General features: G+C 43.5%; 18 protein-coding genes. 12 read left to right on the forward strand and 6 right to left on the reverse strand.

Translation table 11 applies throughout. The annotated features are described in order from the left end of the window. The first annotated feature begins 172 nt into the window (after window positions 1-172). Window positions 173-1,828: an AMP-binding protein gene (locus tag OKC24_RS09225; protein ID WP_131276541.1), complete on the forward strand. Its 1,656-nt coding sequence runs from the start codon at window positions 173-175 to the stop codon at window positions 1,826-1,828. A 243-nt stretch (window positions 1,829-2,071) separates the two neighbouring features. On the opposite strand, the gene OKC24_RS09230 is transcribed toward OKC24_RS09225, so the two are convergent. Further along, entirely contained in the window at window positions 2,072-2,278 is a 207-nt protein-coding gene (locus OKC24_RS09230) for a hypothetical protein (RefSeq protein ID WP_228257593.1), read from the reverse strand. A gap of 264 nt (window positions 2,279-2,542) precedes the next feature. Continuing rightward, complete coding sequence (locus OKC24_RS09235; RefSeq protein WP_228257594.1) at window positions 2,543-2,827, reverse strand: MFS transporter; 285 nt, start codon at window positions 2,825-2,827, stop codon at window positions 2,543-2,545. 384 nt (window positions 2,828-3,211) lie between these two features. Here OKC24_RS09235 and OKC24_RS09240 point away from each other — a divergent pair, with 384 nt between their 5' ends. The 7 genes from OKC24_RS09240 to OKC24_RS09270 all read left to right on the forward strand — a co-directional run bounded on the left by OKC24_RS09240 (window position 3,212) and on the right by OKC24_RS09270 (window position 8,745). Beyond that, window positions 3,212-3,940: a HesA/MoeB/ThiF family protein gene (locus OKC24_RS09240; RefSeq protein WP_171457731.1), complete on the forward strand. Its 729-nt coding sequence runs from the start codon at window positions 3,212-3,214 to the stop codon at window positions 3,938-3,940. Window positions 3,941-3,998: 58 nt separating this feature from the next. Continuing rightward, window positions 3,999-5,297, forward strand: coding sequence for an ABC1 kinase family protein (locus OKC24_RS09245; RefSeq protein ID WP_130146094.1), 1,299 nt, complete (start codon window positions 3,999-4,001; stop codon window positions 5,295-5,297). 175 nt (window positions 5,298-5,472) lie between these two features. Beyond that, complete coding sequence (gene folB / locus OKC24_RS09250; protein ID WP_130146096.1) at window positions 5,473-5,853, forward strand: dihydroneopterin aldolase; 381 nt, start codon at window positions 5,473-5,475, stop codon at window positions 5,851-5,853. Further along, on the forward strand, window positions 5,810-6,250 hold the full coding sequence (locus OKC24_RS09255) for a 2-amino-4-hydroxy-6-hydroxymethyldihydropteridine diphosphokinase (protein WP_130146098.1): 441 nt from the start codon (window positions 5,810-5,812) through the stop codon (window positions 6,248-6,250). The genes folB and OKC24_RS09255 overlap by 44 nt, the downstream gene beginning before the upstream one ends. A gap of 150 nt (window positions 6,251-6,400) precedes the next feature. Next, on the forward strand, window positions 6,401-6,835 hold the full coding sequence (locus tag OKC24_RS09260; protein ID WP_228257595.1) for an SRPBCC family protein: 435 nt from the start codon (window positions 6,401-6,403) through the stop codon (window positions 6,833-6,835). A gap of 301 nt (window positions 6,836-7,136) precedes the next feature. After that, entirely contained in the window at window positions 7,137-7,703 is a 567-nt protein-coding gene (locus tag OKC24_RS09265; RefSeq protein WP_265464990.1) for a DedA family protein, read from the forward strand. Window positions 7,704-7,905: 202 nt separating this feature from the next. Beyond that, window positions 7,906-8,745 (forward strand): SDR family NAD(P)-dependent oxidoreductase, encoded by an 840-nt coding sequence (locus tag OKC24_RS09270; RefSeq protein ID WP_130146102.1) that lies wholly within the window; start codon window positions 7,906-7,908, stop codon window positions 8,743-8,745. A 60-nt stretch (window positions 8,746-8,805) separates the two neighbouring features. Here OKC24_RS09270 and coq7 read toward each other — a convergent pair whose 3' ends face one another. Further along, a complete protein-coding gene (gene coq7, locus OKC24_RS09275) occupies window positions 8,806-9,441 on the reverse strand; it encodes a 2-polyprenyl-3-methyl-6-methoxy-1,4-benzoquinone monooxygenase (RefSeq protein WP_005009229.1) in 636 nt (211 codons plus the stop codon). A 3-nt stretch (window positions 9,442-9,444) separates the two neighbouring features. Continuing rightward, window positions 9,445-10,764 (reverse strand): MFS transporter, encoded by a 1,320-nt coding sequence (locus OKC24_RS09280; protein ID WP_130146106.1) that lies wholly within the window; start codon window positions 10,762-10,764, stop codon window positions 9,445-9,447. A gap of 180 nt (window positions 10,765-10,944) precedes the next feature. On the opposite strand from OKC24_RS09280, the gene OKC24_RS09285 reads away from it, so the two are divergent. Next, window positions 10,945-13,698, forward strand: coding sequence for an autotransporter assembly complex protein TamA (locus tag OKC24_RS09285; protein ID WP_130146108.1), 2,754 nt, complete (start codon window positions 10,945-10,947; stop codon window positions 13,696-13,698). 21 nt (window positions 13,699-13,719) lie between these two features. Beyond that, window positions 13,720-18,237: a translocation/assembly module TamB domain-containing protein gene (locus OKC24_RS09290; protein WP_131276539.1), complete on the forward strand. Its 4,518-nt coding sequence runs from the start codon at window positions 13,720-13,722 to the stop codon at window positions 18,235-18,237. A 554-nt stretch (window positions 18,238-18,791) separates the two neighbouring features. On the opposite strand, the gene xseB is transcribed toward OKC24_RS09290, so the two are convergent. Then, window positions 18,792-18,992 (reverse strand): exodeoxyribonuclease VII small subunit, encoded by a 201-nt coding sequence (gene xseB, locus OKC24_RS09295; RefSeq protein WP_130148069.1) that lies wholly within the window; start codon window positions 18,990-18,992, stop codon window positions 18,792-18,794. Beyond that, a complete protein-coding gene (xseA, locus tag OKC24_RS09300) occupies window positions 18,989-20,269 on the reverse strand; it encodes an exodeoxyribonuclease VII large subunit (RefSeq protein ID WP_130148071.1) in 1,281 nt (426 codons plus the stop codon). The genes xseB and xseA overlap by 4 nt, the downstream gene beginning before the upstream one ends. A gap of 654 nt (window positions 20,270-20,923) precedes the next feature. On the opposite strand from xseA, the gene OKC24_RS09305 reads away from it, so the two are divergent. Together OKC24_RS09305 and OKC24_RS09310 are read left to right on the forward strand one after the other, a co-directional pair. After that, window positions 20,924-21,283 carry a roadblock/LC7 domain-containing protein gene (locus OKC24_RS09305; protein WP_130148073.1) on the forward strand — a complete coding sequence of 120 codons (360 nt, stop codon included), beginning with the start codon at window positions 20,924-20,926 and terminating at the stop codon, window positions 21,281-21,283. A gap of 255 nt (window positions 21,284-21,538) precedes the next feature. Beyond that, on the forward strand, window positions 21,539-22,312 hold the full coding sequence (locus OKC24_RS09310) for a hypothetical protein (protein ID WP_265464991.1): 774 nt from the start codon (window positions 21,539-21,541) through the stop codon (window positions 22,310-22,312). The last annotated feature ends 21 nt before the right edge of the window (window positions 22,313-22,333 follow it).

Consider the following 22,333-nt stretch of genomic DNA (forward strand, 5'->3'; position numbering starts at 1 on the left):
ACATGTTTTGCTTATCTTATATTTAAAAAAAAGCGCTGAGTGATCGGTGCAAATCTTAGTACTGGATGTACAGCTGCGGCTGAGTAAAGGCCACAGCAGAAATAAAACAATGATGAATGCGCTAAGCGCGAATGCCTTGCCATTTTGTCTATCGAATAAGAGGTTTTTAAAAATGAAAACATTGGAACAGGCTTATCTGGATTTTGATTTTGAAAAGCTGATGACGGCGCAATTGGCAGGTTCAGCGCAGCGCATGAATGCCTATGTGGAATGCTGCCAGCGTTATGTCGGACAGCAAAAGACCGCGCTCATTTGGGAAGGTAAGCATGGCGAATCTGCTGAATGGACATTTGAGCAGCTGGATGAAGCATCCGGCAAACTGGCGAATTATTTTAAAAGTTTGGGGCTAAAAAAAGGCGATTGCATCGCTGGCCTTTTGCCCAGAACGCCAGAACTGCTGATTACTGTATTGGCGACATGGCGGATAGGTGCAATTTATCAGCCGCTATTTACCGCTTTTGAGTCGAAAGCCATAGAACATCGTGTCGAAACAGCACATACCCAGTTGATTGTGACCAATGCAGAACAGCGTCCAAAGTTAAACAGCGTAAAAGTACCGCATATTTTAACAGTACAGCCTCTTTTAAGCACAGATGAAGAATCACCATCAGATGCCGGTTTTTGGCAGGTGCTTGCATCACAGTCTGCTGTTTGTGAACCTGAAATGCTGAGCTTTGAAGATGATTTCCTGATGATGTTTACCTCGGGAACCACTGGGCTGGCAAAATCGGTGCCGGTGCCTTTAAAAGCGGTATTGGCTTTTAAGGGCTATATGACCCATGCGGTCGATTTGCGTGATGAGGATTCGTTCTGGAATTTGGCAGATCCAGGCTGGGCCTATGGCCTGTATTACGGCATCACTGGCCCATTAAGTTTAGGCCATAGCATTATTATGGATGAGCGTGCGTTTAGTGTAGATAACGCTTTACAGATTATTCAAAAATATAAAGTCAGCAATTTGACGGGTTCACCTACAGCATTCCGCATGTTCTTCGGTTTTAAAGAAAAGTTTGATCCGTCTATTAAAAATCATTTGCGTGTGGTAAGCAGTGCAGGCGAGCCATTAACGCCTGAAGTCATTCACTGGTTTAATCATGACTTAAATGTGAATATCTATGACCAATATGGGCAGACAGAATTAGGCATGGTCATCGCCAATCATCATGCGCTGGATCACTATAAAAAAGTCGGTTCGGCGGGCTACGCCATTCCTGGGCATCGTTTTGCAGTATTGAATAAAGAGCATCAGGAAGTTGAGGCGGGCGGCATAGGTACTTTGGCCATAGATTGTTCGCAATCGCCTTTATTTTGGTTTAATGGCTATGGCGGCAATAACCGTAAATCATTTGTGGGCCACTATTATTTAACAGGCGATACCGTGTGTTTAAATGAGCAAATGGGCATCGATTTTATCGGGCGTGCTGATGATGTCATTACAACGTCAGGCTATCGTGTGGGCCCTTTTGATGTGGAAAGCACATTATTGGAATGCGAGGAGGTTTTGGAGTCTGCTGTAGTGGGCAAGCCAGATCCAGAACGCACAGAGCTTGTAAAAGCTTTTGTGGTGCTTAAAGCACAATATCCAGCGACGTCGGATCTGATGCAAAAATTACAGGACTATGTGCGTTCACGCCTATCGAAGCATGCCTATCCTAAAGAAATTGAGTTTGTGGCAAATTTACCCAAAACCTCCAGCGGAAAAATTCAGCGCAATTTACTGAAACAGCAGGAAATTGCCAAGGCGGAAAACCTGCATAAAGTAGGCTAGTTGATTTTAAAATGGGTGAGTCTGTTTTAATACATTCAAATAAAAAGGCGGTCATGACCGCCTTTTTATTTGGGTTTCACTAATGAATATTTAGCGGCTGGCCAGCGGCAACTGTTTTGGTAATAATAACAGGCAAGCCAAAGCAGCAATCAGCGCACAAACAGCAATGATGCTGACCAAGCCAAAACCGCTTGCAGAAAAAGATGCGCCTATTATGGCTGTGATGATCGCACCGAGGTCAAATTACAGAGAACCCAATAAGGCCGAAGCGGCTCCTGTATTCTTGTGCTGGAACATTAACGCCAATTGAGTCCCTGTCGGCATAATAAAACCTAGTAAAGCCACAGCAATAAATAAGGCAATATAGAAAATAATTGAGCTGTTTATGCCGCCTGCTAAACAGGCAAGAAGCGCAGCAATGACAATGAGAAAAAGCCAAAGTTCATACATTTGTAGGTCTAGAGCAGGCCCATTCTTTCACGCACTTTCGGATTTAAAATCGCAGCAGCGATTAAGCCAAACAGCAGGCTGAATTGTGTTGACGTGAGCTGACATTCAGAAATAAAGACACTGGCAGAACCGGCAATGTATGCAAAGAAACCCGCTTGAGCAATACAGATGCTGAGTGCATAAATAATGAGTTTACGGTCAGTTATAATTTGGCTGTAAAGTTTAAAGGTCTATGAAAGCTGAAGTCATTTACACTGTTGTATATCACATGTTTCCGGCAACAATAAAGAAAGCAGTAGCGCTCAGTACGATTGCGCCGTACACGGCAAGAAAGATAAGAATATTGCGCCAAGAGCCTAAAGCCTGCAAGCCATCACCAATTAAAAGCGCGGCCACGGGGAATAAGCCCAAAAAGGCTAAAACCATCGGCATTCTCTTACCCATGGCGGGGACGTGATATTGGTCTTTAATAATGGTGAAGGCGATGACCATGCCAATCGAACCTCCTAAGCCTTGTACAAAAAGAATGATTTGCAGTTGCGTCGCCACTGCTGCCCATTGCAGGAATGCTGGGCAGATACATATCAATACCGATAGGGCTAAGGGTTGCAAGCAATTTATGAGATGGTCATCGCGTCTAGCCGCGATCATTTAATTGCAGCCATTGAGTAGATTGCGCCTGCAGAAAGGCCTTTAGCATTAACGGCAGAGATTTTGGCAGACATGCTGTTTGGAGCATCCATTGCAAAACCATTTCTTGATGCATTATTGATCGATAAGGTCGCGGATTTGGCTGAAATACATCAAACAATTGACAAGACTGTCGATGCAATGCTGATAATAGCCTGAACATCGCCGCCGCGCCTCTTTTAAACGGATATTGAAATAGTGAATCAGCCCACAGATTTTGACTTGGAACTTAGCGAATCCGAAATGCATTTATATAGCCGCCAAATTTTATTGGATGGCTGGGATATTGATGCGCAGGAAAAGCTAAAACTCTCGAATGTGCTCATTGTCGGCTGTGGCGGTATCGGCTGTGCATCTGCCGAACTTTTGGCGCGTGCAGGCGTGGGTAAAATTACCCTGATCGATGCTGATACGATTGAAATCAGCAATCTGCAGCGGCAAATGGCATTTACTGAAGCTGATTTAGGTTTTTATAAAGCAGAGGTTTTAGCCAAACGCTTAGCCAGCATTAATCCCTATATCCAAGTAAACAGTGTGGTTTCTAAACTGGATGCATCCAATGCGGAATCACTGATTTCCCCGCAAGATTTGGTGCTAGATGGCTGTGATAATTTTGCAACACGCTATTTGGTCAATGCCATCAGCAAACAGTTGAATGTGCCTTTAATCAGTGCATCCGCGATTGGTTTTCAAGGTCAATTGTTTATGGTGGAGAGTGACTCGGCTTGTTATGAATGCCTTTTCCCGAAAGAGCAGCAGGCCAATGAAAGCCTGCGCTGTGCGGATTCAGGGGTTTTGGCCACCACGCCAAATGTAATGGCCAGTTTGCAAGCGCATCATGCCTTGCTGTTTTTAGGCTTGAATGCCACGCCATTAAAGCAAAAACTGCTGCTTTGGGATGGACTCAGCATGAAACAGCGTGTTTTAGGCTTTCTGCATGATGAAAATTGTCCAATTTGTCAGGCAAGATAGTCCTGCAAAAGATTGAAATTTTGCTACACTCACTACAATTTATTTTTCCTCAGACATTATGAAAAACAATATTTGGCTTGATGGATTCCGCTCGGTGGCCCGTATGGGTGAAACGGCGGTCGTGGCGGCAAAAGCCGGCATTAAATACGCAACAGAAAAACCAAGCAATGCAAAACTCATGCGCGAGACATTTGAGTCGCTGGGTTCAACCTATATTAAATTGGGGCAGTTTATTGCCAGCACGCCGTCATTATTTCCGCGTGAATACGTCGAAGAATTTCAGGGCTGCTTGGACCAAACGCCAAGTTTGCCTTTCAGCTATGTACAGCAAGTGTTGGCTTCAGAATTTGCAGGCCGTGATTTATCGCAAATTTTTGCCTCAATTGATGAAACACCTTTAGCGTCTGCTTCCATTGCGCAAGTGCATGCAGCAAAACTGGTCACCGGTGAAAGTGTCGTGCTTAAAGTTCAAAAGCCGGGTGTAGAAACCATTCTCTATACGGACTTAAATGTGCTGCATTGGGCCGCAAAAATTTTAGAAAAAGCCGTACCCAAAGTTAAATTTGCGTCACTGGCCGATATTGTCGAAGAAATTAAAACCCGTATGGTGCGCGAAGTCGATTTCATTGAAGAAGCGCAAAATATTGATGATTTTGTCAATTATCTGAATATTACTAATAACAAAGCCGCGGCTGCGCCGAAAGTTTATCATCAGTTTTCTACTCGCCGGGTGTTAACCATGGAACGCTTTTATGGCGTGCCATTGACCGACTTTGAAGTTGTGAAAAAAGTATCAAGAGATCCATCACAAGTTTTAGTGACGGCTATGAATACATGGTTTGGCAGTTTAATGATGTGTGAGAGCTTTCATGCAGATTTGCATGCCGGCAATCTGATGCTATTGGAAGACGGCCGTATTGGTTTTATTGACTTCGGAATTGTGGGTCAGTTGAAGCCAGAAGTGTGGACCGCCTGCATTGCTTTCATGGATGCCCTGCAAAAAACGGACTATGCCTTGATGGCGGAAAACATGCTGAAGATGGGCATGACCGATAAGAAAATTGATACCAAAGTGCTGGCGGATGATTTAGAGCGTTTGTTCAGCGGTGTATTGCTGGCAGATCCGCAAGAATTATTAAGCTCGAATCCTGCTGATTTAAATGACATTATGATGGATATGGTGGGAGTGGGCGAACGCCACGGCATCCGCTTCCCGCGTGACTTTGCCTTGCTGTTTAAGCAAATGCTGTATTTTGACCGTTTCATGCGTATTCTTGCGCCGTATACCGATATTTATGCAGATCAGCGTTTGCAAATGGTGCAAACAATCGATCCTAATGTGCTGTTGAAGCATTAATTCAGCATAACAATCCCTCTCAGCTTGTCTTTCTTGCATTTTTTTAAAGCAATGCTTTAAAACTTGCTCAGGAAGGCGTTTTGCCATTTTTAAATCTATAACGATGGCAAGCCCTCTCTTTTAAAAGAGGGGTTTAGGGAGGTCATTTATAAATATTCTATTTCTGAGCAAGCACATGGACGCAATTATTATTGAAGGCTTAAAGGTTGATACAGTGGTCGGCTGTTTCAATTGGGAGCGTCAAATTATTCAGCCTTTAATGCTGGATATCACCATTGGCACCAGTCTGGAACAGGCATCTAATTCGGATGAGCTGGAAGATACGCTGAATTATGCAGAAATTTGTGAAATTTCAGCCAAAGTGATTCAGGATGCGCAGCCTAAATTGATCGAACATGCGGCAAAGCTGGTGTTAAATGCACTTTTTACTACCTATCCTGTGGTGGAATCTATTATGATTACCATCCGTAAGCCTGCCATTATCCCGCAAGCAAATTCTGTAGGAATTCGTCTTGAACGTCACCGAAACGATTTTCGCCCTAGCGCTGGCGAGTAATTGCAATCCGAAACAGCATTTTCAACGTGCAATTGCGCAAATCTCTCAATTAGGTGATTTTAAATTTTCAAAAATTTATTTAATTCCATGCCGTGACGGTATTGGTGCTGAATATTGGAATGCCGCGTGTCTGGTACGCAGTCATTTAACGGCTTTTGAAGTTACGGCCTATTTGAAACAGATGGAAGCGGATTCTGGCCGAATTCGTCCATCGCATAATATTTCGCTGGATGTGGACCTGATTGCATGGGGCGATGATTTAACGCACATGCAGTTTAATCCTAAAAAAATGCCCTTGGCCTTGGATGTAAAAATTCCAATGTATGACATTTGGGAAAACGAGCTATTCGAACATCAGCATGATACACCACCTGTGGTGCAGGCAGATGGATTGTGAAGATTTAAAATAGGTGTTTTGGGCAATGCTGTTGCCAGCACAGTCTTTTGAAACATCGTTTTTAAATATCACTTGAAGCATCGAGACAGTTTAATTATCTTAAAATAAAAATAAGACCAGATAAATCAAATGTATATTATTGAAAATAAAATGGAAATACAGTGCAGCGCGCAAGCGCTGTTCAATTATGTGACACAGCCTTGGCTATGGCATGAATGGCATCCCAACTCTATTTCTGCAACAGAAAATCCAAATGGGCTTAAAGTGGGTGATACTTTTCAGGAAATGATTCGGCTTAAGCTGCTTGACCCTTTGCCTGTTATTTTCAATCGGGAAACATCCTATACTGTTTTAGTGAGTCAGCCTGATACGCAATGGATTGTAGAGGGGAAAACCAATAATGGTGCATTGCGGATACAATATGATTTTGAAAAAATTTCAGAAAATCGTGTGTTATTTAAAAGAACCTTAAGCTTTAAGGTGGAAGGTCATTTGCGTGCTATGTCGTATTTTTTAGTTAAAAACATGAAGAAAACATCAGTGACTGCTTTGGATAATCTCAAGAAAAAGCTTTCCGATGCTTGATCTATGAGGGATCAATTAATGAATTTAAATTGACGGATGATCGCTTTCATCGCATTCAAAAATTAATAATTTATATGAATTGAATCAAGATTTTCATCAACGCTTTTGCTTTCTGCTCACAATTTTTTTAGATCATCTTTATGTTTTCCGGCCTCTGCTGTGTTGTGGACTGTACGATGGCAAAAGAGTCATTCATCGAGGGGCGTTTGAGTTAGAAAAATGCATCATTTTGCGTATTTCAGTTGATATGCCAGTCTGAATGCTATGATAAGCCTTCAGCCAAAAAAAAGTAAAAGCTTGTATGAATTGGACGGATCTTATTCAACATTATGGGTATTTCGCAGTATTTGCGGGTAGCTTATTTGAAGGTGAAACTGTGTTGATGCTGGGCGCATATGCGGTTCATCAACATCTTTTAAATTTTTGGATGCTGATTGCTGCGGCAATGCTGGGCGGTTTTATTGGGGACCAATTTTATTATCAGGTTGGCCGCCGTTATGGGCAGAAATTGATACAAAGCAAGCCTGAGCTTGCAAAAAAAATCGATAAAGCCAGTCAATTTATTGAACGCTTTCCAGTTCTGACGATTTTACTGATGCGTTTTGCTTGGGGCTTAAGAATGGTACTTCCAATTGCTGTTGGCATTAAAGCTTATCCAATTTGGAAATATATATTCATTAATATTTTGGCCTGTTTTATTTGGGCTTGGGCTGTCGTCACCGTAGGCCTAAAAGTTACGCATGGGCTGCATATCTTTTGGGCAAAAATGCTGTCTTTTGATGATGATATTTATACAGTGATTGCTGTTGTTGCCTGTATTTTATTCGGCAGAATCATTTATATGGCGGTTAAAAAACTGCGCACCTAAAGGCGGATCAACTCTGCAACGCTGCCAAAAAATATAAAGGCTAGCAGGTGGACTGCTTCAATGTTTACTCTATGAATCTGATGCATAGCGGAGCATTATTAAATATCATTTCATTCATATATTTTTCTTTTGTAATCTTAGTGCGGATATTCAAAATTATTTACACAGCACGTCGCTTGGCTGTAACTCAGAGAAGCTATTAATGAAAAATTTTAAAGAAAAAGTTGCTGCTATTACGGGTGCCGGTTCAGGTATTGGGCGTCAGTTAGCCTTGCAGCTGGCGCAGCAGGGCGCTCATTTGGCTTTGAGCGATATGAATGAGCAAGGCTTGCTGGAAACGCTCAACTTACTGAAAGATTATCCCGTTAAAGTGACCTTAACGAAATTGGATGTTGCTGACCGCGAAGCTGTATATGCATGGGCGGAAAGCAGCTTTAATGAATTTGGTCAGCTGAACCTTATTTTCAATAATGCAGGCGTGGCTTTAGCCAGTACGGTTGAAGGCATGAACTATGATGAGCTGGAATGGATTTTTAATATCAATTTCTGGGGGGTGGTTTATGGAACCAAAGCCTTTTTGCCGTATTTAAAGCAAAGCGGTGAAGGTCATATTATCAATACATCGAGTTTATTCGGTTTGACTGCACAGCCTACGCAAAGCGCATATAACGCAACGAAATTTGCAGTGCGCGGATTTACCGAAGCTTTGCGCCAAGAACTGGATATGGAAAATTGCGGTGTTAGCGCGACATCAGTACATCCAGGCGGGATCCGCACCAATATTGCCAATGCGGCGCGCATGAGTGACAGTATCCGCGCATTGGGCATGAATCCTGAAAAGGCCAGCCGTTCATTCAACAAAGTCTTAAAAACACCGCCGGAATTGGCGGCCAAAGTCATTTTAGATGGTGTGAAACAGAATAAGGCGCGTGTGCTGATAGGCAATGACGCAAAACTGTTAGATTTAGTGCAGCGTGTTACGCCATCGCATTATGCGCAGGCGCTGAATTTTTTTACTAAAAGAAAAGCCAAGAAGAAATAATACGCATCTTCTTCTCAAAAAAGCCCGCATTCAGCGGGCTTTTGAACAATGGGCTGAGACTTAAATATAGTAGCTGGTTTTGGTCATGAGTTTTGAAATCGCGGTCATGGTAATGCGAACGGGAAGCGGCAAATCGACACCGCCGGCATCGAGCGCCGTATCGCGGTGATGCAGCTCATCTTCATTCATCTGCACTAAAATTTTACGTGAGCGTTCATCCTGTTCTGGAAGCTGACTGATGTGATGCTGCAGATGCATGCTGACTTGACGCTCAGTCTCTGCGACAAAGCCTAGGCTGTATTTATCGCCGGCAATCCCTGCAATAGCGCCCATGCCAAAAGACAGGCTGTACCAAACAGGATTCAGCAGGCTTGGCACACTGTCCAGCTCTTTTAAGCGGTCTTCGCACCATGCCAAATGGTCTTGCTCTTCAATGGCGGCCTGTTCCATTTCTTTACGCACATTCGGCAGTTTTGCTGTTAAGGCTTGGCCGTGGTAAAGCGCCTGCGCGCAGACTTCACCGCTGTGATTCACCCGCATGAGGCCGGCAACATGGCGCGCTTCACTCACGGCCAATGGCGCCTCAGACTGATTGCCTGGATTTTCACGATGCGCTGATGTCGAGCCTGGCACTAAGCTGCGCAATGCTTGGTCAAAAGAATGAATAAGCTTGTCGAGGCCTGTATATTGACGCATGGATTAATCCTCCGGTAAGACTTGCGCAGTGTTCAGCATTGGCTTTAAGCGGCGCAGCAGCCAGAAGCTGAAGATTGCGCTGAGAACTGCAGTAATGCTGAACAGTATTTTAATATCAATCTTTAGGATGCTTAAGATGATAATTGAGAATATAGCAGAAGATACCATGAAAACGGCATTCAAAATATTGTTGGCGGCGACGATGCGCGCGCGGTGTGAGCGGGGGGAAAAGGCCTGCATCATGGCGTACAGCGGCACAATATAAAAACCGCCGCTGATGCCGAGCAGGGTCACTGCAAGCATCACATGGTAATAGCTCCAGCCGCCATGGAAGACTTCATAGAGTCCGAGCAGCTTACCGCTTTGCTCCGGCACGAAAGCCAAACTGCCCGCCAAATAAAAAGCAAATAGCGTTAAGCCAATGGCGCCAATCGGCACCATTTTAATATTGACTTCCGTTCCGCCTAATTTACGGCACAGCAAAGAACCCACGCCAATCCCGACAGAGAAGAAGGTCAGCAGCAGGCTTACGACATTTTCTGAAGCGTGTAAATTTTGCTGCGTGAGCTGCGGAATTTGAGTCAGGTAGGTTGCGCCGTAAAACCAGTACCAAGAGTTGCCCAATAAAATAGTAAAAATCAGCGGCAGGCTTTTGGCGTGTTTTAGCGTTTGGAAACTGGTGCGGAAAAAGTTCCAGTCCACTGTTAAATCAGCGGCAGTGACTTGCTGTTTTAAAATAAACGTGCTGGATAAATAGCCTAAAGCCGCAATCGTCAGCACGGTCACGCTGATCCAAAGCAAATTGCCGTCAGAGCCTGAAATGACTGCGCCGCCTAGAATCATGCCAATCAGGATCGCCATAGATGTGCCGGATTGAAACAGCGCATTGCCAGACATCAGTTCGCTGGGCTTTAAGATTTCAGGCAAAATGGCGTATTTAATCGGACCAAAGAAGGTTGAATGTGTTCCCATAAGGAATAATGCCAGCAGCAGCAGCCATAAATTGCCCAGCAGAAAGCCTGCCGCGCCAATCAGCATGATGACAATTTCAGCAATTTTAAGCATTCGAACAAGCTGTGAGCGCTCGTACTTATCTGCCAGCTGCCCAGCGGTCGCAGAGAAAATAAAGTAAGGTAAAATGAACAGCAGCGCGGCAAAGTTATTTAATGTACTGATACTTGCGGTTTGCTGCTGAATCCATCCGTAGGTGATGACCAGAAGTAAAGCCTGTTTATACACGTTGTCATTCAATGCCCCAAAAAATTGAGTGAGAAACATGGGCAGAAATCGGCGGGTACCTAGAAGATGTTCACTGTTCTTCATATGATGAATACTGCAATTAAGTTTTATTAAGAAATGTGAGTGTTTGGTAAAACATCGAAAAAAATCATGTAAGATACTTTTCAGCTTAGGGAATGGTAAAAACCAATAGATTTAAGTTCTTTAGCTCATAATTTGTTGATTAAATAGTCCATTACATAAAGAATTTCTTTAGAGTTTGCTATGCCTGCAAAAATTAATTTTAAAAAGACAATGCTTCACCTCAGTATGAGTCACCTCATATACAGGCATCATAGCAATAAACGCCTATGGGTGAGCATCTTTTTAACGCTTCTGACGCAGCAAAGCATAGCTCAAACAAATGAAAAAGCGACACCGGTTGCAGATGCGACTCAAGCAGAGATGGTGGAGAAACTCAATAGTGAGGCTGTAAAGCAGGGGCTTGACTCCCAGTCTAACTTGGACGCGATTCAAAATATAGAATCAGTCCAAAAGGCCGCTCCTGAACCGGACAGCATGCAGATGCTTCAGCAGCAGGAACAGGCTGCAGCATCTATTGAAGCATTTAAGCCCATTGAATTTGAAGATTTGCAGGATTTGCCAATAGAGCCTGTAGATCAAAACATGGCCAATGAAATTCTGCAGGTCGCGGAAAATGCGAAGCGTGAAGCCCAGAACTACAGGGCAACTCAAAATATTGAAAATCCTGTTGCGGATATGACGCAGCAGGAACTCGCTCAGATTAATCAGGCACCCGTCAATGTCGATCAGCTGATGAGCAGCATTCGCGCTGACAGTGAAATTGCAGTCTCTCAAAATGAAAATGCCAATACCTTAAGTACGGCTTTTCCAGAGGAACAGGCGATTGATGACAAGGAACTGAATTTCTTTAAGCGGATGCTCTATAAAATCCGTCCGCCGCGTGAGTTGAATACAGCAAAAGTGCCGCGTATCAGTGCAGATGTAGTATTTACCGCAGTCAGCAATAACAGTGAGGCCAGCAATAAAGCTTACGCGGCGGCTTTGGATAATTTAAAGGCCAATATCAAAGGCAAGCTTTCGAGTTATACCGTAGAGTCTTTCAGTGACTTTCCCTCGGCTCTGCCGCAGCTAAGAACTTTGTCGAATCAGGCGGCGCAAGCGGTCGGTTTTTATAATGCGGGCTTTAAGTTTGAAAAAGTCAGTGACAATAAGGTCAAAGTTTCTGTCACGCCAAATGAACCTGTATTGGTGAAAGAACATAATGTTGAATTCAGCGGTGCTGGCGCAAATCAGGCGCAGTTCCAAGTAATCAGTGTTTTGCCAGATCAGGATGTCGGTGATATTTTCAATCATGGCGCTTATGAAACGACGAAAACCCGTATTACGGATGCCGCTTCAAACAATGGTTATTTTGATTCCTATTGGCGCCTGCATGATGTCAAAGTCGCGCAGCCGCAAAATACAGCAGATATCAATTTACGCTATGAAACTGGGGAGCGCTATAAACTTGGCGATGTGGAATTCCGCATGAGCAATCCTGCAGATGAGTTCCCGCTGGACCCAGATATTCTTGAAAGCCTTGTGACTTGGGAGAAAGGCGCAGATTTTACCTTTTGGCGTGTCAATGGTTTAGCCAATAACCTCACCAACTCCCGCTATTTTAACTACACGCTGGTCGATGCCGTACGCCCAGACCCGATTGAAAAACAGCTGGAGCTGCCGCCGGACATTCAGGCTTTGGTCGATCAAAACCAGCTGGAAGAAAGTTCCACCCGCGTTCAGGATAAGAAAGCCGTCGCATCCAGCAAGGAAGTTTCACAAAATGTAGTCAATGAAGACCAGTTTGCCGGCGTGAAAGATCAGGAACAGAATGCTAATATCCGTACCCTGCAAAAAAGTCAGAATGAAAAAGAGCAGGAACAGGATATCTTAAAAGCGCAGGCGCGTGAAACAAAGGTAGTTCCTGTGATTGTGACATTGAATGCGGATAAACTGAACAGTGCCGAAATTGGCGCTGGTTTCGGTACGGACACGGGCGCACGTTTACGCGGCCAGTACCGCCGGGCAATTGTGAATAAGCGCGGACATACTTTTGACGCCAACTTGGAGCTTTCACAAATCCGCCAGTCTTTGGAAGGCCACTACAACATTCCATATAACCATCCATTGAATGATTATATTAGCTTAGTTGGCGGTTATGAGCGTGAAGAGCGCGATGATGTCGGGCAGAATGTCAATTTGATGATTGAATCTGCTGTTGCCGGAGCTGACCGTGTGATTAAAAATCCGCGCGGCAGCTGGCAGCATACATTTGGCTTGCGCTACCGTTTAGACAGAATTACTCAGGATGGGATCATCGATCCAGCGGAAATTCCAGAAGCATTTTTGGTCAATACCAATAATCAGCAGCAGTCTCTATTGTTTGGCTATGAAGCCTCCCGCACGATCAGCGATAAGCGCGTCAATCCGAGCAAAGGATTTAAGCAAACCTATAAAATTGAATTGGGTTCGGAAAGTTTATTGTCTGATGCCGATATGGCAATTTTAAATGCAGGCTGGCGCTTTATTTACTCGCTGGGTGAAAATGACAATCACCAGTTTGTTGGACGCAGCGATCTAGGTTATATTTTTACGAAAGATTTTAACAAGGTGCCGTATAACTTGCGTTTCTTTACGGGCGGCGATCAAAGTGTTCGCGGGTTTGACTACAAGAGCCTTGCTGCGGAAGAGAACGGTTTTAAAGTGGGCGGCCAGGCTTTAGCTATTGGCTCATTAGAATATAATTATCAATTTAAAGAAGGGTGGCGCGCGGCTGTTTTCAGTGATTTCGGCAACGCATATGACAAGGATTTTAATACTGAAACGGCTTATGGGGCAGGTGTCGGCATCCGCTGGGCTTCACCGATTGGCCCAATCCGTATTGACGTAGCGACAGGGCTTTCAGATGATAATCACCCGATTCGTGTACATTTCTTTATTGGCTCACAATTATAATTTTAAGGTGATTTAACCGTTATGGCTGAACAGCAGCAAAATCCTGAACCAGAAAATGCGCCTGACGTATTGCCACAAAAACGCCGCATTTTGCGCAGTGTCTTATTGTCATTGCTGTTTATGGTCGTGTTGCTGATATCTGCGCTTGCGGTCATGTTTTCTACGGATAAAGGCAGTAAATTTCTGTTGGACCGGGTTTTGGAACGTCAAAAAATCATCCATTACGAGTATGAAGGCGGCAATTTATGGCGCGGGTTAATTCTGCGCAATGTTTTGGTCAGCTTAAAGCCGGTAGATGTCAAAATTGACCGTGCAGACGTGACTCTGGGCTGGCGCGCAATTCTGAATAAAGAAATTCATCTGAACAGTGCAGATGTCCGAAATTTGCAAATTATTACCAAAAGCCCGCCTAGTGATGAGCCATTTAAGTTTAATGAAATCCGCCTGCCGTTTGTGCTGCGTGTAGATAAAGCCGATGTCGATCACCTGCTGATTCAAACCCATGCAGCCAGTGTAAATTTTGATGATATTCAACTGAATGAAGGGCTGTGGTCGGGTACAGAACTGAAATTTGAAAACTCGCGCATGAATATGGGCTATTTAAGCGTGCGCAATGCCACAGGCAAGATGAAGTTTGAAGGAAAATATCCTTTAAATGCGACTGGCATCGTAAACTTACCGTCTTTAAATGACAGCTTAAATATTAAAGATATTGCCGTGAATGCCCGCGGTACTTTAGATACTATTCAGGCAGGTATTGCGACCAATACGCCTGATTTGCTGACGGGCTGGGCTGTTGTTCATCCAATGCGTCCGCATGTGCCGATGCAGGGAGAGTTAAAGTTTAAAAACTATCATTTGCCATTATTGACCGACCAAAAGCTATTTGTGAAAAACGGACTAGGCAAATTCAAGGGGGATATTCAGCGCTTAGATTTGAATGTCATTGCAGATTTAACCGGTGCGAATATTCCACAAGGCCAGTACAGTGCTGTGATGCATACAGACCTTGTACATCAGCTGAATATTGATCATGTGAATGGCCAGCTGATGAAAGGCGCCGTGAACTTGTCGGGTGTGGTGAGTTGGAAAGATCATGTCACTTGGGACATGCAAGGCCGATTAGACAAACTGAACCCTAAAGATAAATTGATTCCGCAAGTGGTGCAGGATTTTCTGCCGCCAAGTCTAGACGCTAAAATTGCATCTAAAGGCGCTTTAGAAAAAGGGATGCATTTAACAGCGCTGGTGGATTTTGACCGTTATGAAACGTGGAATCTCAAACTCGATCAGGATCCGGAAAAGAATAAAAAAGCGCAGCCGATGCTATTGGATGTGTCTTGGAAAAATATTGACCGCGCTGTACCGTATGTGGGCTGGCTCAGCAGCGAGTCTGGAAATGCGAAACTCGCATTGGTTGCAGATCAGCAGAATATTCATGCCGCCGCCAAAGTTGCGCGTCATGAAAAAGGCATGCTGCCGCCGGGAATGTATCAAGCGCAGCTGAATTTAAAAAATAATAATTTGAACATGCCAAGCTTCAGCTACCTTGCAGATAAAGGCCAATTAACGGGCAGTGCAACAGTTCAATTGCCGACTGACAAGCGTCAGCTGAAATGGAACGCGCTGCTGAATGCTAAAGACTTTAACCCGCAGACAGTTGCTGCAGCTGCGCCAGTCAATTTGCTGAATGGCTCAATCCGGGCCAATGGCTACGCCAAGCCGAATCAGCAAATTATTCGTTTAAGCGCAATTGATCTAACGGGACGCTTGGCGCAGCAGAATGAAACGATTCGCTTAACAGGCAGCAGTACTGCAGCATTGCTTTTCCATGATGTGAAAGCAGGCGGAGGATTTAAAAGCTTTGCAGTCAATTACGACGGCAATTTATCCGCCAGTCAAATTGAAGCCAGCAAAGGCCAGTTAAAGCTGCGCGTTTCAGGTACGCCAGAACTGATTCATGTTGCTGAATTAAAGCATGATGGTGTCGCGGGAAAATTTTTTGCCAGCGGTCTGGTGAACTTGAAAAATGGTATTGGCTGGGATATCAACGCATCACTGGTGCATTTTAAACCGCATTACTTTGCATCGAATGTCCGCGGTGAACTATCAGGCACCTTGAAAACGCAAGGGCTTTGGTCCGATGCTTTGAAACGCATTCAAATTCAGCGCCTAAACTTGGCAGGCTTCATCAACAATAAGCCTATACGCGGCAAAGGCAATTTGGCTTTGGTTATCAATTCAAACCAAAAAGGCTTTATGCCTCAGCAGTTTGAAGCCAATGACTTATTTTTGGCTTATGCCAGCAACCAAATTCAAGCGACAGGCAATGCGCAGAGTTTACGTTTGAAGGTTAATGCGCCAGCATTGTACGAGCTTTACGGCGGCTTGCGCGGCCGTGCGTATGGTTACTTGAATATGCAAGTCCAGCCCCGCCTGCAGGCTTCTGCTAACTTAGCTGTCGATAATTTTGGCTTTAATCATTTATTCAGCGTGAAAAAAATGCGCGTACAAGGTGAGCTGCCGACTTCGCAAACCACACCAGCCTTACTGGTTGCCCGTTTGGAAAGTCTGCGTAGCGGTACGCGCGAAATACAGCAGGGCGAAATTTCTTTGGCGGGTACACGCAGTGCACATGTGCTGAAGGTCAGTGCGGAAAACAAATTATCTAAATTTAAAGTGCAGCTGGCAGGCGGCTTTAATTCGCAAAATAACTGGCTGGGGCAAATCCAAAAGGGTGACTTTGACTCCTTGCGTACCCGCTTAGTACAGCGCCAAAATGCATCAATCATTTATACCTCTGCTCAATCGGATTTATTTATTGGTGCGCATTGCTGGATGAGTCAGCAAAGTGAGCTGTGCTTTGATCAGCCTATTCGGGTCAATCCAAATCGCGGCAATGTTTCTTTTACTACCCGCAATTTAGATTTAAGTGACTTCGCGGCCTTTATGCCAGAAGGCCTAGCCATTACAGGCAAGGTTAATGGGTATGCTAAAGCGTCTTGGGCAAAAGGTGCGCGTCCGAAGATTGATGCCCGTTTTCTGACGCGTGACGGCGTAGTTGGGCTGGCCGCGGAAGATCCTCAGTATTTAGGTTCGACCATGAAATACGATGAAGTCAGCCTGATTGCCAAGAGTGTCGCGGACGGTTTGCAAATTCGGCTGGATACCAAAGCGCCTGATATTGGTACGGGTTATGCCAATGTCATCATCGATCCATATAAAGACAGCAAGCCAATGCGCGGTGAAGTGGCCTTTAACCAAGTGCAGCTGAAAATCTTGAAGCCTTTTATTCAAGATGTCCGCTCAATGGGAGGAACCTTATCTTATGCAGGCAAAATCAGCGGAACATTAGGCAATCCTTTAATGGAGGGCGAGGTTCGGGTGAAAGACGGCTCCATCAGTATGATTTCACTGCCCGTGAATCTGACCAATATTCAGCTGTATTCAGCCGTGCGTCAAAATTATGCCACTATTAACGGCGCATTCAACAGCGGTCAAGGTGTGGGTAAATTAACCGGCAATATCGACTGGAAAGATGAGCCTCGCGTGCAGCTGCAGCTAAAAGGTCAAAACATGCTGATTCGCCAGGCGCCGCTGATTACAGCATTGGTAACGCCTGATTTGAGCTTGGATGTTTTACCGTTTAAGAAAAAACTGTCATTGTCAGGTTCTGTTGATGTGCCTCGGGCATTGATTTCTATGCCGGAAGCGTCTGAACCTGTGGTTAACGTTTCTTCTGATGTGCGCATTGTGCATGAAGGCGATAATCAGCTGGAAATTTTAAAATCAGCGCGCCCGTGGGATATTCGTGCGGATGTTGCGGTCAGTTTGGGCAAGCAGGTTATTTTTCAAGGCTTTGACAGCCGTATTCCTTTAATTGGCCGTTTAAATCTGTCTCAGCGCGGCTTGGAAACAGCCATGCGCGCCAATGGCGCTATAGGTGTGCCGCAGCGCGTAAAAATTGAAGCTTATGGTCAAAGTTTAGATTTAAACAGGGCGATTGCACGTTTTAATGGGCCGCTTGCAAATCCAACACTGGATATCGATGCCAATAAAGCTGTTCAGGGCAGTACGGTCGGTTTCCGTATTACTGGTACAGTGTCTAGTCCGAATATTCAGGTGTATAACGATGCCGGCCTATCTGAACAGGAAGCGCTGAATGCATTAATTACCGGCCGCATTAATGAGGGCACGAGCGGTTTAAGTCAAACAGAAGGCTTTAAATCTGATGTCAATAATACCATTGCAGCAGCGGGTATCAGTATGGGCTTGGGCGGAACACGCGCTCTCACCAATCAAATTGGTCGTACATTCGGCTTAAGCGGTTTGGCGCTGGACGCTCAAGGCACAGGAGATGACACGCAAGTATCTGTGACAGGCTATATTACTCCAGACTTGTTTATCCGTTACGGTGTTGGGGTCTTTACACCGGTCAATAAACTGACCTTGCGTTACCAGATGAACCAGCGTTTGTATCTGGAAGCGAGCCAGTCTCTAGAGCGCGCTATCGACTTGTTCTATAACTGGCGCTTCTAAGGTCTTGAATTTATTTACAGATATGAATATAAATAGGGCTTCGAAAGAAGCCCTATTTATATTTAAACAATAAGAAATGCATAAAATGAAAAATAATTGAATCCTTAGTTTGTCTATTTTGTCCTGCAATGCTTTTGCCTATGATTATCCCGATGGACATGGGAAGTGCTGGATTCTTGATGGAAGGAGTATAATTCAAAAGTGTTTAATCGTATCCGGCGGTGGTGCGGGCGGGACTTTTACTTAATTTGTGGTAAATAAAAAAGATTATTACATTGAAGAATCTAATTTCTGCGATGAAGAGGTGAACTGTCATATCTTAGTTGGTAGTAGCTATGAAAATTCAAAAGAAGCGAGAAGCTATTATCGCAGTATTAAAAACAACAAAATTATTCCCAAATGGGAACATGGTGCATGGAATTGCTATCAGCAAATTCGTGGAAAAATGCATATTTGCTATTCAACACCGATTTCTCCGCCTAAAAATCAAAGTTAACAGTTGAAAACCATGCTAACTTTCACGAAAAATTTAGGAGGAGATTAATCACTTAAAATTACTCTTTAAACGTCTCATTCAACGCAGCCTGTACAGCATCTACCCGTGATTTACACGCTTTGTAAGCTTGCATAGATTCTTCAACAATTTTCATTAAATTATCAATATCTGGTTCTTGCTGATTTTCAAGCAGTTCGGCATTTTTTTTCAAAATGTCATAACTTTCTTTAAAGCTTAAAGGATCTTTAGTTTTGCTCATGAACTGCTGCCTGTATGTGGCTGAATAGAAAGGATCTCAGCATCGATAATGCCATCTTTCATTTCAATTTGAATTTGTGGAGTGTCTTGGCTGAGCTGCTGCGCGCTGCTGACCGCATGGCTATGCTGGCGGACAACTGCATAGCCTTTGGCTAAAACATGCGGCGGATTCTGCAGCAGGGTTTCCCGCATGAGCGCTTCGATTTGGTGCTGTGCAAATTTAATCATCTGCGCCGCATAATTCTGGGTTTGGCCTTTTACTTGCTGCAGCTGTTTATAGGCATCAGAAATTTGGCTTTTAGATAAGGTTTCAATGGTTTTCATCAGCTGATCATTTTGGCTTTGATATGCCGTCATTTGATGCAGCGACAGCAGCTGAATGTTTTGGCGGAAATCTAAAATTTCCTGAATACGTGAAGCGATGTGATTGCGGATGCCTGCGATGACTTTACTGGGGGTGTCAAAAGAACGGTGCGCGATTTCATCCAAAATCGTCCGGTCTTTTTCATGACCAACGCCAACCCAGACGGGGACTGTCCGTTTGCACAGCAGAGCGGCTAAATCAAAATCATTCAAATAGGCTAAATCATTGACGGCGCCACCGCCGCGGATGATGACAATCAAATCGGGCGGGGATGTAAAATCCGAGGCCCATTGCCGCAGGCCTTGCCCTAAAGCCGATATAATGCTTTGCGCTGCGGTATTGCCTTGAAATGTAGCGCTGTGATAGACGAACTCGCATACACCCGCCTGCTGCAGGGCATCGGCATCTTTTTTAAAATCACCTAAACCGGCAGCCTGTTCGGGCGCAATGACCAAAACATGCTGGATATCAAATGGCGCTGGCAGCAGCTGATTTTTGTACAGCAAACCTTCATTGTTCAGCAGCTGCACAATTTGCTGATAACGTTTTGCGATATCGCCCAGCGTATAGCTGGAGTCTATTTCTTCGATATTGACCGAAAACCCGTATTGCGGATCAAAACGTGCGCTGACTTTAATCAGCACATTCAAATCGCGGCTGAGTTCAACGCCGCTTTCACGCTCAAATTTTCCTACAATCTTAGCCGCAGAAAATTTCCAGATGGTCGCCTTGCAGCTGGCAATGACTTTGTCACTGCGGGCCTCTTTTTCTGCCAGCTCAATATAGTAATGACCGCCTTTAATGTTTAAATTGCGGATTTCAGCTTTGACCCATACCGCATCATCAAAAGCCAGTTTAATGACTTCTTGAACAGCGGACAGATATTCACTTAGCGAAAGCTGTAAATCAGGCATGGGGATATAAGGTAAAAATCATGAAAATAATAATGAAATTATAGGCTGTTTAAGCGGGATGAAAAATGGAAATTTTGTAGAGGGAATGCAAAGCATGAAGCACTTTATGCAACCCGCTGATTCAGTGTGCATTTGAAAGTAAGAACGTCTTTAACGCATGCATATATGATTTGATCGCTGGCGGTTTCTGGACCGTGGGGATGGCGGCTGACAGCAGTTTTGACTGTATCACATGCATTTATGCTCAAAAGATACTGGGTTTTGTTTGATCAGGTTGATAGTTAATGCAAATTCCAGCAGCTAAGTTTTGTGCAAATAGGTATTGGCAGATGTTTTTGTCTGAAATGTGCAAATTAAATTTTAAGCAATATGAGAGAGCACCAGTGCGGATTATGTTTTTGCAGTTCACATTAAAGAGGAAAATGTTTTATTTTTAAACTGTTTGCTGGTTTTAATGTTTTCATTGTGTATTTTATATTGATAATTCTCATAAGTTAAATATGAAAAGGGTAAGCATGCTGAATTGTGAGCGGATACTTTAAAAAGATTATATTTGCCAATGCTGATTAAATGCTTAAGTGGTACTTTTCCTGCGATAATTCATTTTAATAAAATATTATCAATACATCATCTAATGTTTTAGGGGGATATTATATGGCTAAAGTTTCATTAGACTCATTATTAGAAATTGACGGTTTTATTGCGAGTGCGCTTGTAGACAGCGAAAGCGGTTTGGCTTTGGCAGCGCAAGGCAATAATACAATTGATCTAGAATTGGCTGCCGCAGGAAACACAGAAGTAATCCGTGCTAAGCGGAAAGTTGCAAGAGCTTTGAATCTAAATGATTCGATTGAAGATATTCTAATTACACTGGGCAAGCAATATCATTTGATTCGTCCATTAGATTCAAACGATGCTTTATTTTTATATTTAGTATTGGATAGAAGCAAAGCAAACTTAGCGATGGCTCGTCATGAGTTGAAGCATTTTGAAAAAGAACTCGATTTTTCTTAATTAAAAATTAAGGTTATTACTAAAAGTAATAACCTTAATTGCTTTCATCTCAGTATAACCATCAAAAAAACTATGAATAACTCTATTTATATTTCAATATTTGGTTTAAGTCTTTCCACTATTAATGAACTAAAAAATATCATATTTACGAAATTTTGTGATCAATATCAAATTAATTGGACTCATATAACAGATATTAGGCTGCAGATATTATTAATTAATGATGATTTTATTGATCTTGATCATGTTGTGAAAATGAGTAAAACCAATGTGCAGATTTTAAAATTAAAGAAAAATGAAAGTTTATCTGGGGAATTAATTAACGATACGCTGTATTTGCCATTACAGTTTTCAAACTCATTGGACAGCTGGATGGCGCATGCTCTGGAAAAGAGTACCTTACCGGCAAATTTCCAGGCAATGCATCAGCCCTTTTTGCTGGAAACAGAACATGTTTCTAAAAAAATAGCGCACCAAGAAATTTCATCAGCATTCCATAGTGTGTATGAAAAATATGCAGGTATTAGCCACTTTGTAATTGAAAATAATCAAAACATCATGGCTTGTTTTGATTTGAAAAATAAAGAGTTTTATCGAAATCCAGAGCTGGGCCTAATTGCAGAGGGCAGTTTTTCGATTGTTCCTGCGGACATTAACAGCATTATTAATTTTAAGAAATATTTTCAGTGTAAAGAGCTGAGCAGCGGAATTTGGCAATTTGTTTGGGATCACATGCCTAATGAGGTGCCCGAATATACACATGCGTACAGGCTGCTTCATTGGCCGCAGCCGGCATCCCTGACTTGCAGAAGCGAATTATTCAAAATGTCGGCTTTTTTGAGTAAAGGCTGCACGGCTCAATTTATTCATCAAAAAACCAATATCCGTGCGGATACGATTCACCGCTATTTGTTTGCCTGTGAGGTCGCTCAAATTGTTGCTGAAATTCCAGTAACAGACGCATTGGATGTTAGAGCGCTTCCTGCTGAAGTGAATGAAGTCAGCAGAGAGGTGGTTCCACTTGTTTGAACAACTAAAAGCGTATTTATA

Source organism: Acinetobacter entericus (assembly GCF_026168575.1).
In the GTDB taxonomy this organism is placed as follows: Bacteria; Pseudomonadota; Gammaproteobacteria; order Pseudomonadales; family Moraxellaceae; genus Acinetobacter; species Acinetobacter bouvetii.